13 protein-coding genes and 1 tRNA gene are annotated in these 13,471 nt (G+C 57.5%); 8 read left to right on the top strand and 6 right to left on the bottom strand.

The window, feature by feature from the left end:
• Positions 1–20: 20 nt before the first annotated feature.
• Together AC6I1V_RS12000 and AC6I1V_RS11995 are read left to right on the top strand one after the other, a co-directional pair.
• Positions 21–191 (top strand): bacteriocin-type signal sequence, encoded by a 171-nt coding sequence (locus tag AC6I1V_RS12000; RefSeq protein ID WP_302551793.1) that lies wholly within the window; start codon positions 21–23, stop codon positions 189–191.
• A gap of 94 nt (positions 192–285) precedes the next feature.
• A complete protein-coding gene (locus AC6I1V_RS11995; protein WP_302551792.1) occupies positions 286–519 on the top strand; it encodes a GMP synthase in 234 nt (77 codons plus the stop codon).
• A gap of 786 nt (positions 520–1,305) precedes the next feature.
• Here the strand turns inward: AC6I1V_RS11995 and AC6I1V_RS11990 are convergent.
• Both AC6I1V_RS11990 and AC6I1V_RS11985 read right to left on the bottom strand, forming a co-directional pair.
• The gene (locus AC6I1V_RS11990) at positions 1,306–2,280 is read right to left on the bottom strand and encodes a DMT family transporter (protein ID WP_497737002.1); all 975 of its coding nucleotides are present in this window, start codon (positions 2,278–2,280) and stop codon (positions 1,306–1,308) included.
• Positions 2,281–2,704: 424 nt separating this feature from the next.
• Positions 2,705–3,622: a LysR family transcriptional regulator gene (locus AC6I1V_RS11985; RefSeq protein ID WP_483971680.1), complete on the bottom strand. Its 918-nt coding sequence runs from the start codon at positions 3,620–3,622 to the stop codon at positions 2,705–2,707.
• Between the two features lie 658 nt (positions 3,623–4,280).
• On the opposite strand from AC6I1V_RS11985, the gene AC6I1V_RS11980 reads away from it, so the two are divergent.
• Positions 4,281–4,365 (top strand) — tRNA-Leu (locus AC6I1V_RS11980).
• 1,038 nt (positions 4,366–5,403) lie between these two features.
• Here the strand turns inward: AC6I1V_RS11980 and AC6I1V_RS11975 are convergent.
• From AC6I1V_RS11975 to AC6I1V_RS11965, 3 genes are all read right to left on the bottom strand, one after another.
• Positions 5,404–6,015, bottom strand: a complete 612-nt coding sequence (locus AC6I1V_RS11975) for a hypothetical protein (RefSeq protein ID WP_497737001.1) — start codon at positions 6,013–6,015, stop codon at positions 5,404–5,406.
• Positions 6,016–6,129: 114 nt separating this feature from the next.
• The gene (locus AC6I1V_RS11970; protein WP_486854334.1) at positions 6,130–6,252 is read right to left on the bottom strand and encodes a type I restriction enzyme endonuclease domain-containing protein; all 123 of its coding nucleotides are present in this window, start codon (positions 6,250–6,252) and stop codon (positions 6,130–6,132) included.
• 292 nt (positions 6,253–6,544) lie between these two features.
• Complete coding sequence (locus tag AC6I1V_RS11965; protein ID WP_486854333.1) at positions 6,545–6,799, bottom strand: type I restriction enzyme endonuclease domain-containing protein; 255 nt, start codon at positions 6,797–6,799, stop codon at positions 6,545–6,547.
• Between the two features lie 384 nt (positions 6,800–7,183).
• On the opposite strand from AC6I1V_RS11965, the gene AC6I1V_RS11960 reads away from it, so the two are divergent.
• From AC6I1V_RS11960 to AC6I1V_RS11950, 3 genes are all read left to right on the top strand, one after another.
• Positions 7,184–7,363, top strand: a complete 180-nt coding sequence (locus tag AC6I1V_RS11960; RefSeq protein ID WP_486854332.1) for a hypothetical protein — start codon at positions 7,184–7,186, stop codon at positions 7,361–7,363.
• A gap of 95 nt (positions 7,364–7,458) precedes the next feature.
• On the top strand, positions 7,459–8,037 hold the full coding sequence (locus AC6I1V_RS11955) for a phosphoribosyltransferase family protein (protein ID WP_302551786.1): 579 nt from the start codon (positions 7,459–7,461) through the stop codon (positions 8,035–8,037).
• A 296-nt stretch (positions 8,038–8,333) separates the two neighbouring features.
• Positions 8,334–9,713 (top strand): sodium/glutamate symporter, encoded by a 1,380-nt coding sequence (locus tag AC6I1V_RS11950; protein ID WP_486854331.1) that lies wholly within the window; start codon positions 8,334–8,336, stop codon positions 9,711–9,713.
• A gap of 5 nt (positions 9,714–9,718) precedes the next feature.
• On the opposite strand, the gene AC6I1V_RS11945 is transcribed toward AC6I1V_RS11950, so the two are convergent.
• A complete protein-coding gene (locus AC6I1V_RS11945; RefSeq protein WP_486854330.1) occupies positions 9,719–9,916 on the bottom strand; it encodes a hypothetical protein in 198 nt (65 codons plus the stop codon).
• A 61-nt stretch (positions 9,917–9,977) separates the two neighbouring features.
• Between AC6I1V_RS11945 and AC6I1V_RS11940 the strand changes: the two genes are divergently transcribed.
• Complete coding sequence (locus AC6I1V_RS11940; protein ID WP_486854329.1) at positions 9,978–11,585, top strand: amidohydrolase; 1,608 nt, start codon at positions 9,978–9,980, stop codon at positions 11,583–11,585.
• A gap of 611 nt (positions 11,586–12,196) precedes the next feature.
• Positions 12,197–13,360 (top strand): MFS transporter, encoded by a 1,164-nt coding sequence (locus AC6I1V_RS11935; RefSeq protein ID WP_302551782.1) that lies wholly within the window; start codon positions 12,197–12,199, stop codon positions 13,358–13,360.
• Positions 13,361–13,471 lie beyond the last annotated feature (111 nt).

Genomic DNA, 13,471 nt, shown 5'->3' with positions numbered 1-13,471 from the left:
CTTAGCTAAGGAGAACGATCATGGCAGAAAAGAAGAACGACGTGAAGTTTCATGAAGAAATACAGAAGATGGAATATGAGCCCATGGACGAAACGGAGCTCAAGCTCATTAAGGGCGGCATCACTTTGGGCATCGTCCTGCTTGTGACCCTGTTCGTCGTGAGCAAATACATCCTTCCCGGCATCCATTAATCCTTAAGCACAACGGGGGGAGAGCCCGCCTCTCCCCCCGTGTGGACACACCGCCATGTCTCAATACAAGCTTGTTTATTACTCGGGAATGAACATGAACCTTGTCCGGGGCGATTCCGAAATCGTGGAAGCGGACTCTTTCAAAGATGCGCTGTCCCGCAAATGTTCATGGCCCGTTTTTGAGGCGAGGGATCACCTCTCGGCCGCCGCCCAAAACCCCGGCACCTGCGTCTACTATACGGAAATGTGGGAAGCCGTCCTGTTGGATCCGAAACAGGCGTCTACCAGCCACGACTGTTACGGCGACTTTTCCGGGATGCGGTATTAGGCCGTGCTGTTAATTAGACATAACATATTTGAAATTATTAAATTATTTTTCAAGCTGCAAAAATATTTTTTAATGATTTCAAATAGTTTTATGTCAAATGACAACACAATCTAAGGTTCCGCCCGTCCAAGCGGCACCCCTGCGGGAACCAACCACGCCGCGGAGCCTGATTTCATAGCCTGCCGTGGACGTATGCCGGGTTCCTTCCATCCCGGCACCCGATCAGCAAGCTGAGGGCATGCAAGGCTTGAAGTTCCGTATGCCCCACCCGCGTGCCCGCCGCGCCTTCCGGCGGCAGCCCGCCATCCCCTAGGCTGAAACCCTCCTCCAGCCCGGTGACGCCGCGGCCAGAGCCACGGCCGTATCGCTTCCGGGTTATGAAGCCCAACAAAACCGGCCAGAGCTGTCCGTCAGCGGCATACTCTGCCCATCGCAGCCTCCACCGCCCGCGTTCTTGAAAGCCTGACTCCGAAGCCCGCCAGTGCCTAATCAATGCGGGCAAGCCTGTGCAGGAAAAACGCCCTGCTGTCCCAGATCGGACAGACGGAAGCCTTCGGGAACCCATGCCCGGAGGCCGCCCCGCCCAAGGCGAAGCCAATGGCAAGGCACCATTGAAAAAGTGTGGCCTAAAACGTGTTTTGGGGGCGGCAAAGAAGCCAATCAACGGGCATCTGAATACCTGTACATGCGGCCCAAGAGTGGGGCGGATCCCTTATCAAGCTCCCGGACGGTTTTGTCCGGGCTTTTTTGTGGGAAGGGAAAACTCGCCGCCTGCCCGCACAAACGTCAGGCCCGGCCCCGCTTCCAGCCCCATACCTTTCCGAGCACCATCGCGGGAATGGTGGGCAAGGTGGGGACAAGCGAAACCAGCGACCCCACGAGGATGAACAGGATGCCTACGACCATGCTTGTCGGAATGGCTTCCCGCAGGAAGGCCAAGGCCAGCACGGGCGCGAGGGCGGGCTTGAAAAAGAAGACCAATGAGGCGGTGATCGGAGAGGTCGCCTCCATTGCCATAAAGTAGCAGGCAAAACCCGCCCCGGTCACGCCGACACAAATATACAGCATCATCAGCGCGCTGAACGGGGTATACCCGGACAGCAGGGGAATATCCGCGAACAGGCCGAGCCCGATGTCCGCGAGGAACCCGGCGACCGCCGAGAGGCGGCTGAGCGCGACGATGGCCGCCATTTCAAGGCTGGCGAACAGGAAGCTCCCGCATGTCACGACCACGCCGGAATACTTGGCGCACATTTTGGTACCGAGCACGGCATACAGGGCGAACACCGCCGTGGACAGCAAGGTGAGCGTGATGCCCGCCGTGCTGATGGACGTATTCAACGGATTGATCAGGATAAGGATGCCGAGGCATTCCAAAGCCAGCGCGATGACGTGCTGGCGCAGGATCCGCGTGCGCAGGATGAGCCCGGCGAAAACGAGTACGAACACAGGGTTGCAGCTGAACAGGACGGCAACGACCGAGGCGTTCGTGTTCTCCACGGCAAGCTGGTACAAGGTCATGCTGACCACGATCCCCAAAAAGCCGAGCCCTGCCAGTTTGACGAAGCCGGGGGCGTCGATCCGCACGCCACGTTTTCTGAGCATCCGTCTGGCGAACGGGATAAGGACAAGGCCGCCGATGAGGAACCGCGTGAGGTTCAGTTGGACAGGATTAAACAGTCCGGCAACTTCCTTGAGCGCGATTTCCATTGTGCTGAAAAACAGCGTTGCCAATGCGATAAACAGGTAACCTCTTTTCATAACGGCATATCCTCTCGCTGCAAAACCGGCGGCCCGCCGAGAAGCCTTGAGCGTATCTCCCCGCAACGTGGGGGGCCTCCCGCCTCCCGTTCGTACGCTACGTCCACTCATGCGTAAAATGAAATATGCTCATGAGAAACATGCCGTTAAGTTAATGATCGGATCAGCCTAGCCACGCTTTCCCTAAGCCGTATCGTCAATCAGATATAATCTATTGACATTATTTGACTATTTTTCAAGCCACAAAAAGAGTATTTAAGCAATTTCAAATAATTATATAAAAATGACGACACGGCCTGGTGCCTGTTCACATAAACAAAGAATAAACATCATTTCCAAATGGTTGCCTCCGCTTTCGAGCATGCTGAATGTTCCTTCCAACCCGCTTCAGCCATTGGAAACCCCGGCATAGCGTGAACACGCCCTAAGGCCGCTCGCCCCCGCCCTCTTCAGTTTCCCTTCCGGTCAGGCAGCCTATGAAGGCATGGCCCGCGTGTGAAATCTGGCTTCGCCTTCTGGTCACTACCGCAATGGCCCGCTCCGGTATCTTTTGCGCCGTTTGGAGCTCAAAGACGCTTCCCGCCCTGAGGCTCTCCTCCGCAAATCGCCGCACGGTTATGCCCACCCCAAGCCCCCGCTCCGCAAAAGGCACGATCAGCACCGTCGTCGCCAGCTCACATTCCGGATCAAGCACTACGCCGTGCGATTGGAAAAACGCATCCAGATACGCCCGGGTGCTGGTTCCCTTTTCCGGGCACACAAGAGGGAGCTTGGCAACCTCATCCAGTGAAAGGACGGAACCTTCCAGATGGCGGAACGTATTGCCCGCGACAAACGTATCCTGAACCGTACAAACGGGGATTATGTCCAGATCGTCGTTTTCTTCCACCGGCAAAAACACGACGCCCAGATCGATCCGGCGGGCCCGCAGCGAAGCAATCGTTTCGGGCGTCGATGCCGTGATGGTGCTGATGCGAACCTTGGGATAGTCCTTATGGAACCGCTCCAGATACGGAAGCAGGAAGGCATGCATGATCATATCGGAGGAACCGATATGGATGCTTCCCCAGTCCAGATGCAGCATGGCCTGAATCTTCTTTTCCCCGATGGCGATCTGCTCGCAAGCCTGCGCGACGTGCTGGTAGAGCACTTCCCCCTCAGGCGTGAGCCGCATCCCTTTGTGCATCCGATAAAACAGCGCGCAGCCGAGCAGCTTTTCAAGCTGCCGTATGCACTTGCTCACCGCCGGTTGCGAAAGGAACAACGCCTTAGCCGCAAGGGTAATGCTCCCAAGCTGCGCCACCTGATAAAAGACCTTGTAGTATTCAAACGAAATGTTCATACCCACCATCCTGTCCAGCCGGTTCTTCCTGCATTGACATGCAACAGCCCGGCAGGGCAACCCTTTTCGAGAGCTTGGAGGAAAAGCGCGTCGTTCCGCCGCGGCCCGCCCTTCCCTGCCGTGCGGCTAAGCGGCGTCTCTAAACACGGGGTTCTGCGGCCCCTAGGTCGTGTCGCTAATTAGATACAGTTTATTGAAGTTATTAACTATTTTAAAGTTACAGAAACACTACTTTCAATAATTTTAAATAATTATATACAACACAACGGCACAACCTAGAAAACCGATTGCCGAAACAAACCGATTTCTCCTCCCCTTTCCCATAAGGATACGGCCCCTCCCAACTCGATCCATCCAGAACAACCATATAGCCACCCCTTTTCTCAGGCTACAGAAAACAGGCCGGGCCCTGATGCGGGCAGAAAAAATTGGCTGTGCCATAGAAAACGGCTGATGTTTTTCCTTGAAGTTCCAAAGGAATAACCGGCAAAATGCCTTAGACGTGGATCCCGCCAAGGGAAAAACAGGATAAAAAGGTTGTATTTTCACTATATTGTGAAGACAAAACAACCACAGACTATGACAGAGCCAAAAAATTTCACCGGATCGCAAAAAAAAGCTTGCAAGCCGTCTCTGTTTTGCATATACCTCTTTTCGCGCCGAGGTGGTGGAATTGGTAGACACGCTATCTTGAGGTGGTAGTGGGAATTCCTGTGCGGGTTCGAGTCCCGCCCTCGGCACCATTTTTCAAAGCCGTTGCAGTAACATACTGCAACGGCTTTTCTTTTTTGTTTCGAGCTGTTGCCGGAAGGGACGAAAAAGCCCCATTTGAGCTGAAGTGTGCCAAACTGTGCCAAAGTGCTGGGTCATTCACGCCGAAAATCGGCAGGAGCCCCATGCTTTGTAAGACGCTTAAAAAGGGCTCTCTCCGCCTACGAATCCGCATGCCACGCAAGACAACTTATCCCTCGTACCTGTACAGGCGTGGACAACTTTTCTCTTTTCGATACGTAATCCCAGAACGATACCGCAAACAAGGCAAGACGGAACTCCGCCTGAGCCCCCAAACGCCATACCTCAGTGGGCCAAGAAGCTAGCCCAACGGCTGCTCCAAGCGCCCACTCAGATGGTAGGGATGTTTATGGATTACGAAGCGCTCAGACTGCGGCTCAACGGTCTACTCCGGGCTATTCTGGAATAAGATACGCAAGATTTTCCGAACGCCCTTCCCTGACCATCTTGGGCATTGGCGCTCTCCCCTATGGTGAATATTGCAATCACAACTCAAATATTGACCATTTTAATCTTCAGACAGAAAAAGGGCTATCGGCAGTTACACCAAATGTTATTTCCCTGCTGTTGAGGCAAAGACTCATACGGCAGGAACATATCATGCCTGCACAATATATATTTTAGCTCTGCCATAAGATGTGATTGTTTCATCTCCGATGTAATTCTTTCACATCCACAGTATGATGGGAATACGGCCTTTTTCTCCAACTTTTCGCTGGCGGACTCCATGCCTGAGTCAGGTTGTTGGTTATTCCTTTGGAATTTCAAAAAACAAGGCATCAACCATTTCCTTATAATACAGCCTTCCTATATGGCTCTGTTATAGTATGTGGTTGTTTCATCTCCACAGTGCGGTGAAAAATACAGCCTTTTTCTCCGGTTTTCCCCTCGGCGGGATCCTCTGCTAAGGCATTTTTCCGGTTATCCCTTTGGAGTTTCAAGGAAAAAGACATCAACCATTTTTATAACACAGCCTTCTATATTATCCTTTATGCGCCCGTTTGTGCCGGTGCGCCGCCGCTCTGCCACACTTCAATCACAGTTTCTTTCAACCTCTGGTATGTGCATGGCCCCCTGCCGCACAGCTCGGCAACCCGTGCCAGACAAATCGTTTTTTGCCCTTTCACAGTCTCATTCAGGATAGCTGTGGAGACGGGGTAAAAATCCCATTGCTCCAAATCGAGCGGATTGATGGTATCCTGTTCCTTATGCTTGAGCACGCAAAACACATAAACGTCGGCCTGACGCTTTTTCTCCTTGGCATAGGCAAGGCCATCCCAGTACAGGCTTTCGGCAATACTGAATCCTATTCTGGAAAAACCTTTTTGTTCCCATGACTGGATGTAGGCCGATGCCTTGACCTCGATTTTGATGCCCTCAGGCGAAAGGAGATCAAAACTTCCCCATGTGGGGCTGGTTCCCCCATCACAGCCCATCGCCGTCGCGACGATGTATTCCGCCAGTTTGCCGCGTTCCGTATTGCTGATCAGATCCGAAAAGGCCCACGCCCAGAAATCCTGAAGGGTATGTCCGCCGTCCATCCCCTGAAAACATTCTTTGCCGCTCTTGCGTGTGGCCTGTATAGCCGGGAGTTGCACCATATTTTCCGCCCTCATTATGCGCAGTGAAATGTTCTCGTTACAAGGCAGGCTGCCGAAGTTGAGCCGCCCATCCTCCACAAACGCTTCCGCGTGTGCAGTACCGCCTGCACCGCACTATCCTGTAACTCCGGGGATAACATACCTCCGCACAGTTCTCTTGACCAGTACGCGCAGATGTGCCCGTGCGGATTCCCGATGCGCCCAATCCACGGAACCATTGGCCTTCAGCCCTATCAAACGTTCGTGGGCTTGTTCTTCCTAAGACCATCGTTCCCCATCACCTATACGGAAATTTTCCGCCAGAGCATCATAAGACATGCTCTCGTCTTCCTTCAGCCCAGACATCTCTCCCCGCTCTTCGGCCTTTCTGATATCGGCTGCAATTTCAATGAATTATTGTATGAATCCAGCGGCAGGCAACGCCTTGGAATGGTTCCGCGCCGCCAAGCCTTACGGTCGGTCGGAAAAAGCCCGCTTCCGGATAATGTTGTTTCGGCTTCTGGATACGGATGCCGTTATCCAGAATCGTTCATAACGATTCCAGATCCAAATTCTTCTGGCGCGGTTGAGGGGCCACCTCCCCAAATTCTTCGGAACGAACGAAAATAACAGTTCTTGTCATTCCCACCGCCTTAAGGGTATCCCCGAATTCGATTGAGACAGCGGTGCGGATGACGATCTGCTGGATGGCGAAGTCGCGCTCTTCCCTGCTTTTGTCCGAACAGGTGCGGTTCCCGGCCAACGCGGTACTGGTGGCCTGAAAAAACGCTGCCTCTTCCCGCATTCCAACGCCTCAAGCTGGCAAGAAAAGGGGAAAAATACGTTGTTCCTGAGACAACCCCCGCCGGGCGGCATCCGGGGCGACCTCACTGCCCCTCACATAAGCGCGTGCCGCAGGAGCAGGCTGGGAGGGAAATAGGAAAATGAAGGCCGTGCCATAAGAAATGGCTGATGCTTTCTTTCCTGAAATTCCAAGGGAGTAACCGGCAATATGCCTCAGGTATGGGCTCCGCCGACGGACGGCTGGAGAAAGGGGCCGTATTTTCTCACCATGCTGTGGAGATAAAACAGCCGCATCTATGACAGGGCCCGATAACTGTTCCCCAAAACATCCATCCTAAAAATGATGCCGACTACAGGCAGCAATAAAGCATCATCCTGAGAACGCTTGAAATCCGCAGGCGGCCAGTACCGCGAAACGCTTTCCGCCGCGAGCCTGCCCGTCTTGCCGTGCATCTTGATTTCGCTGGCCTTTTATGTGCTTGACGGCATACAGAAACGCTCCCGGCGCAGCGCCCCCGCCCTTACGGGGCGGCTTCCGATCCGGGGGAGGGGCGGCGGGGCATGATTCTTGCCCGAAGCGGGAAAAAATCATAGGTTGGAAAGGCGCACGCCGCTTTTTTGAAACCATCGGGCCCGCACCCGTATTCGATCGGAGGAGAGATGAAATTTTTTGATTTTGAAATCATGGGGTTGAAAAGGAAACTGCCGTATGTGCAGGTGGGTGAAAATCTGGCGCTGGCCAGCTTTGTGGTGCTCTCGGACACCGAACTGATCCGAACCGTGGCCCCAGAGCTTCTGAAGCGCCTCCCCGAAGTGGACGTACTCATGACCGCAGAAGCCAAAGGCATCTGCCTCACCTACGAACTCAGCCGCCTGATGGGCATGAAGGACTTCGTCGTCGCCAGAAAAAGCCGCAAGCCCTACATGCAGAACCCCGTTTCCCACTCCGTCCGTTCCGTCACCACCCAGAAAGAACAGCACCTCTGGCTGGACGGCTGCGAAGCTGAAAAGCTCAAGGGCAAACGCGTGGCCCTCATCGACGACGTGATCGCCACCGGCGAATCCCTTGAGGCACTGGAAACGCTGGCCAAGTCGGCCGGGGCCAACATCGTGGCCCGTGCGGCCATCCTCGCCGAGCTGGAATCCGTCCACCGCACCGACATCATCTACCTGAAAGAGCATTACGTATTCCGGCCCAACCCCGACGGCACCTATACGCCGATCGAATCGCTCAAATAGCCTTCCGCACGGCGGCGGGAGAACGGATCGTTCCCCGCCGCCTTTTCTCGTCCGCATACTCCCCGCCCCGGCGTTTTCCCGCGTGCCGCCGCCCTTTCCCCTTTTCCGACGTACCGCCGGGCATCGGGAGCCCCCGATCCGGGGAACCGTGTTTTTCCGCCGCCGTGCTTGCGTATCGCGTTCTTTTAGTGAACAATCCGCCGACGGCGTCCCAATGAGGGGACCATACGGACGCCGCCGGGGTTCAACGCCGTTTACGGCCGCCGAACCGCACAATACTAGGGAGAGGAGTTTTTATGGAAGCATCGTTTTTTCCGTCCATCGTGGCCTTCATCTGGATCGGCATCCTGCTCATGCTCGGAACCTACCTCCGGGCGAAGGTTCCGTTTCTCCAACGGATACTGTTTCCCGCTTCCCTGATCGGCGGGCTCATCGGCTTCGTGCTCATCAACGCCGGATGGCTCGGCGTACCGACCACGGAAGGCTGGAAGGCGATCGATCAGGCCCCGTTCGGCACGCTCACCTTCCATTTATTCGCCTTCGGCTTCGTCGGCATCGGTTTCCTTGAATCCGCCCAAAAGACGGACAACAGCAAGGTCGTCCTGCGCGGGGCTCTGTGGATCGCGCTGCTGTTCACCATGATGTTCTGCATCCAAGCCCTGCTCGGCAAGGGCATCTTCGCCGCCTGGGCCACCCTCTTCGGCGGGCAGTTTGAAACCGTCAACGGTTACCTGCTCGGCGCGGGCTTCACGCAAGGGCCGGGCCAGACGCTGGCCTACGCCAGCATCTGGGAAAACACCTACAAGACCGCCAACGCCATCAACACGGGGTTGGCCTTCGCCGCCGTTGGCTTCCTCGTCGCCGGTCTGGTGGGCGTACCGCTGGCCCTGTACGGGCTCAAGAAGGGCTGGGCCGCCTGCGAGGACAGCAAGGGCCTGCCCCGCTGCCTGCTGCGCGGCCTGCGCGACGAGGGCGACAACCCGTCCTGCGCCTTCAGCACCACGCACCCCGCGAACATCGACTCGTTCGGGTTCCACATGGGCCTCATGGCCGCCACCTACGGCCTCGCCTACCTTGTGGCCGTGGCATGGACACTGTATGCGCCGCAGGCCCTCAGGGGGCTCGGCTTCGGCATGCTGTTCTTCTGGGGCATGCTCGTGGCGATGGGCGTGCGCAAGTTCATGAAGGCCCGCCGCATCAACACCCTGCTCGACAACGAAACCTGCCACCGCATCACCAACATGACGGTGGACTTCATGATCTGTTCCGTGTTCATGGGCATCCAGTTCAGCACCCTTCAGGACATCCTCATTCCCTTCGGGCTGTCGATCATCGTGGCCACCGTCATTACCCTCGCCCTGTGCCTGTGGTTCGGACGCCGCTCCCCCGAATACGGCTTTGAACGCTGCCTCGCCCTGTTCGGCTACTGCACGGGAACGGCCGCGTCAGGCCTGCTGCTCCTGCGCATCGCCGATCCGGAATTCCGTACGCCCGTGGCTGTGGAAATCGGCGCCATGAACGTCTGCCTGCTGTTCATTTTCGACACGACGGTCACGCTGTCCATGCCCTTCGCGCCACGCGAGGGCTTTCCCCTCGCATGGATTTTCTTGGGCATAGCCGTCGGCATCCCCATCATCATGTACTTCCTCAAGCTGATACGAAAGCCGGCACTCTAGCCGCATCACCGGGCCGCTTCCGGGCCGCAGGCCGTTTCGGAAGCGGCCCGGCGGGGGTGCGGCGGCGCGGCCCCGACGGGGAACCTCTCCCCGCTCCCGCGTTCCGCTCCGTTCCCGCCAAGCGCCGTTCCGCTCCGCGAACGCCGGGGCCGGAACCGCATACCGAACATCTTGCCCGTCCGGCCCGCTCCAACGGCGCTCACGGCATCGCCACGAGCGTCATGTGTCCCGAACCAACCGTATGATCCGCCAAGGAGTCCGCCTATGCCTTATGCCAGCCAACTGCTGTTCAACGCCGTCATCCTGACGCTGGATGCTCACGATACCGTGGCCTCGGCCATCGCGCTCGACGGGGATCGCATCCTCGCCGTGGGCACCCTCGAAGACCTCGCCCCCTTCGTCGGCCCGGACACAATCCGCCGCGACATGGAAGGGAAAACCGTCATGCCCGGCTTTTACGACGCGCACGGGCATATCCTGCTCACGGCGTCGATGCTGGACTGGGAAGACCTCAACTCCCCGCCCATCGGCACCTGCCGCACGCTTGAGGACTGCCTCTCCCGGCTGCGCGAACGCGCCGCGAAGACGCCCGCCGGGGAATGGATCCTGGCCTACGGCTTCGACGACACGCTGATGGAGGAAAAACGTTTCCCCACCCGTACGGAGCTCGATTCCGTCAGCACCGAACACCCCATCCTCGTGCAGCACATTTCCATCCACTTCGGGACGCTGAACAGCGCCGGGTTCGCCGCGCTGGGCATCGACCGCGACACGCCTGATCCAGAGGGCGGGGTCATCCGCCGCGAGGCCGACGGCTCGCTGCACGGCGTGGTCGAGGAACGCGCCCTGTTCGATCTGGTTTCGCCGCGCCTGCCCGTGTTTTCCCGCGAACATCAGGTGCAGAACATCGCCAGGACATCGCGGGAGGTCTACGCGGCGCGCGGCATCACCACCGCGCTGGACGCGGGCGTGCTCGACTACGACAGCGCCGAGGCCCTGCGTGAAACCTGCGAGCGGGGGCTGCTCGCCGTCCGCGCGCACATCAACCCCTACTACTATCTGGACAGGAACGATCCGCGCCTGCACTTTGAGGGCCAGATAACCACCGGCGGCGTGAAAATCATGAGCGACGGCTCGCTGCAAGGCTTCACCGCCTTCCTGTCCAAGCCCTACCATACCCCGTTCAAGGGCGATCCCAATTACAAGGGCTACCCCGCCTATTCTCGTGAGGAGCTGTTCGCCATCGTCGAGGAGGCGCACCGGAACGGGCAGTTCCTCATCCACGCAAACGGCGACGGGGCTATGGACGACGCGCTGGATGCCCTTGAAGCCGCACAGGCCAAGTACCCCCGTGAAGGCTGCCGCCACATCCTGATCCACGCCCAGACCATCCGGGACGATCAACTGGATCGGCTCGGCAAGGCGGGCTTCACGCCCACGTTCTTCGTACCCCACGTCTACTACTGGGGCGACCGGCACCGCGACATCTTCCTCGGGCCCGAACGCGCCGCGCGCATGGACCCCATCCGTTCGGCCATCGATCGCGGCTACGTCTGCACGTCGCACTGCGACACGCCGATCACTCCGGTCAAGCCCTTCCTGTCCATATGGGCCTGCGTGAACCGCCTCACCTCATCGGGAAAGGTTCTCGGCCCCGAACAGCGCATCTCCGTGCGGGAAGCCCTGCGCGCCCACACCATCAACGCCGCGTGGCAGCATTTCGAGGAAAAGGATCGGGGCTCGCTGGAGCCGGGCAAATTCGCCGACTTCATCCTGCTCGATGCCAACCCGCTGGAGTGCGCGCCCGAAGCCCTGCGCGACATCCGCGTGCTTGAAACCGTCGTCGGCGGGAATACCGTCTTCACGCTCTGATCCCTTTCTTCTCCGTAGCCAGGGCCGGCGTTCCCACATGGAGGAACGCCGGCCTTTTTTCGGCCCCTGAGCGGCACACACTGCAAGGATCCGTATTCCGTGCTTCCTAGGCCGTATCGTTAATTAGATATAATTTATTGAAATTATTCAACTATTTTTCAAACCACAAAAAGATTATTTTCAATAACTTAAATAGTCGCATATAATATGACGATATGACCTAAAAGAACCGTATCCCCCGGATACAAGCCTCATGCCTAACCCATTCAGGGCGTTTTCCCTAAAAAGCCATTGCCACTCTGTAGAAATGCACCGCCGTATCGCTTGCCTTTAAAGAACATATCATGCTTTCCCAGCCAGATGGCTTCTGATATTTTTCATTTCCAACATGCTGTCGCCTTCTGTCCGGCAAAGAAAGCCCCTTCCCCGCGAGGCCCTTATCTGTGGGGCCCTTGCCGTGTACGGGATGTACCCCTTGAAATCGGAAGCCTCTTACCCGCGCCCTTGCCCACCCCAATCCCCTCTGAGCTTTGCCCTTTTCCGTCACCAAAAAGAAACTGGACGAGCCGCCCCCTTTGGGATAGGAAATCCTCCCTCAAAAGGAAACGCCCATGTCATTGATTCCATTATTCCAGTCTCCCAAGAGTTTCTACCGGCTCGCCGTGGCAAGCTTCTTTTTCCTCCAAGGGTTGGTCTTCGCCAGTTGGGCCAGCCGTATCCCCGACATCAAGCAGGCCCTCGATCTCAACGAGGCGCAGCTCGGCGGCGTCCTGTTCGCCATCCCCGTGGGGCAGATGTCGGCGATGGCCCTGTCCGGCTATCTGGTCAGCCGCTTCGGAAGCCACAGGATGCTGCTCCTCGCGGCCCTGCTCTATTCGGGAACCCTCATGGCCCTCGGCTTCATCAGCGAAACGTGGCAGCTCTTCGCCATGCTGGTGTTCTTCGGCGTCGCGGCCAACCTGCACAATATCTCGGTGAATACGCAGGCCGTCGGCGTCGAACGCCTCTACCGCCGCAGCATCATGGCCGCCTTCCACGGCCTGTGGAGCCTCGCCGGGTTCGTCGGCGGGATCATCGGTGCGCTGCTTGCGGCGTTCTCCGTCAGCCCCCGTGTGCATTTCTGTTTTATCTTCGCCGTCTGCCTGGGCATCGTGGCTATCATGTTCCGGCTCACCCTGCCGCGCGACATGGCACGCAGTACGACGCCCGGACACAAACGGCCCAAGGGCAAAATCGATCCCTATGTCGTCCTGCTTGGGCTGATCGCTTTCGGCTGCATGGCGAGCGAAGGAACCATGTATGACTGGAGCGCCGTATATTACGAAGCGATCATCAAGCCTTCGCCGGAACTCATACGGCTCGGCTACATCTCATATATGTGCACGATGGTCTGCGGCAGGTTCATGGCGGACGGGCTTGTGACCCGGTTCGGGGTCATCCGCATCCTGCAGGTCAGCGGCGCGCTCATCGCCTCCGGGCTGCTGATCGCCGTCCTCCTGCCCCATGTGGCTACGGCGACGTTCGGCCTCGCGCTGGTGGGCTTCGGCACGGCTTCGGTGGTGCCGGTCTGCTACAGCATGGCCGGAAAGTCCCAGATCATGCACCCAAGCGTGGCGCTGGCCGTGGTTTCAACCATCGGGTTCCTCGGCTTCCTGCTCTGCCCGCCGGTCATCGGCTTCATCGCCCACGCGTCGAGCCTGCGCCATTCCTTTGCCCTCATTGCCGTGTTCGGACTCATGACCGCTGTGCTGGCGCGGTTCCTGCGGCGGAACTGAACCGTCCGGCTCTCCCCGGAAAGGGAACTCAGGGCCGGGAACCGAAAGGAACCCGGCTGAACCGTTCCCCGTTCCACGGAAAGGGAAACGCCCCGTTTGGGATGGCAACGG

Source organism: Bilophila sp. T19-St14, assembly GCF_059728385.1.
This window is presented reverse-complemented; position numbering and strand designations above follow the sequence as displayed.

Coding starts and splice junctions, on each gene's coding strand:
- AC6I1V_RS12000 (WP_302551793.1), top strand. CDS start 21: ATGGCAGAAAAGAAGAACGACGTGAAGTTTCATGAAGAAATACAGAAG.
- AC6I1V_RS11995 (WP_302551792.1), top strand. CDS start 286: ATGAACCTTGTCCGGGGCGATTCCGAAATCGTGGAAGCGGACTCTTTC.
- AC6I1V_RS11990 (WP_497737002.1), bottom strand. CDS start 2,280: ATGAAAAGAGGTTACCTGTTTATCGCATTGGCAACGCTGTTTTTCAGC.
- AC6I1V_RS11985 (WP_483971680.1), bottom strand. CDS start 3,622: ATGAACATTTCGTTTGAATACTACAAGGTCTTTTATCAGGTGGCGCAG.
- AC6I1V_RS11975 (WP_497737001.1), bottom strand. CDS start 6,015: ATGGTGCAACTCCCGGCTATACAGGCCACACGCAAGAGCGGCAAAGAA.
- AC6I1V_RS11965 (WP_486854333.1), bottom strand. CDS start 6,799: ATGCGGGAAGAGGCAGCGTTTTTTCAGGCCACCAGTACCGCGTTGGCC.
- AC6I1V_RS11955 (WP_302551786.1), top strand. CDS start 7,459: ATGAAATTTTTTGATTTTGAAATCATGGGGTTGAAAAGGAAACTGCCG.
- AC6I1V_RS11950 (WP_486854331.1), top strand. CDS start 8,334: ATGGAAGCATCGTTTTTTCCGTCCATCGTGGCCTTCATCTGGATCGGC.
- AC6I1V_RS11940 (WP_486854329.1), top strand. CDS start 9,978: ATGCCTTATGCCAGCCAACTGCTGTTCAACGCCGTCATCCTGACGCTG.
- AC6I1V_RS11935 (WP_302551782.1), top strand. CDS start 12,197: ATGTCATTGATTCCATTATTCCAGTCTCCCAAGAGTTTCTACCGGCTC.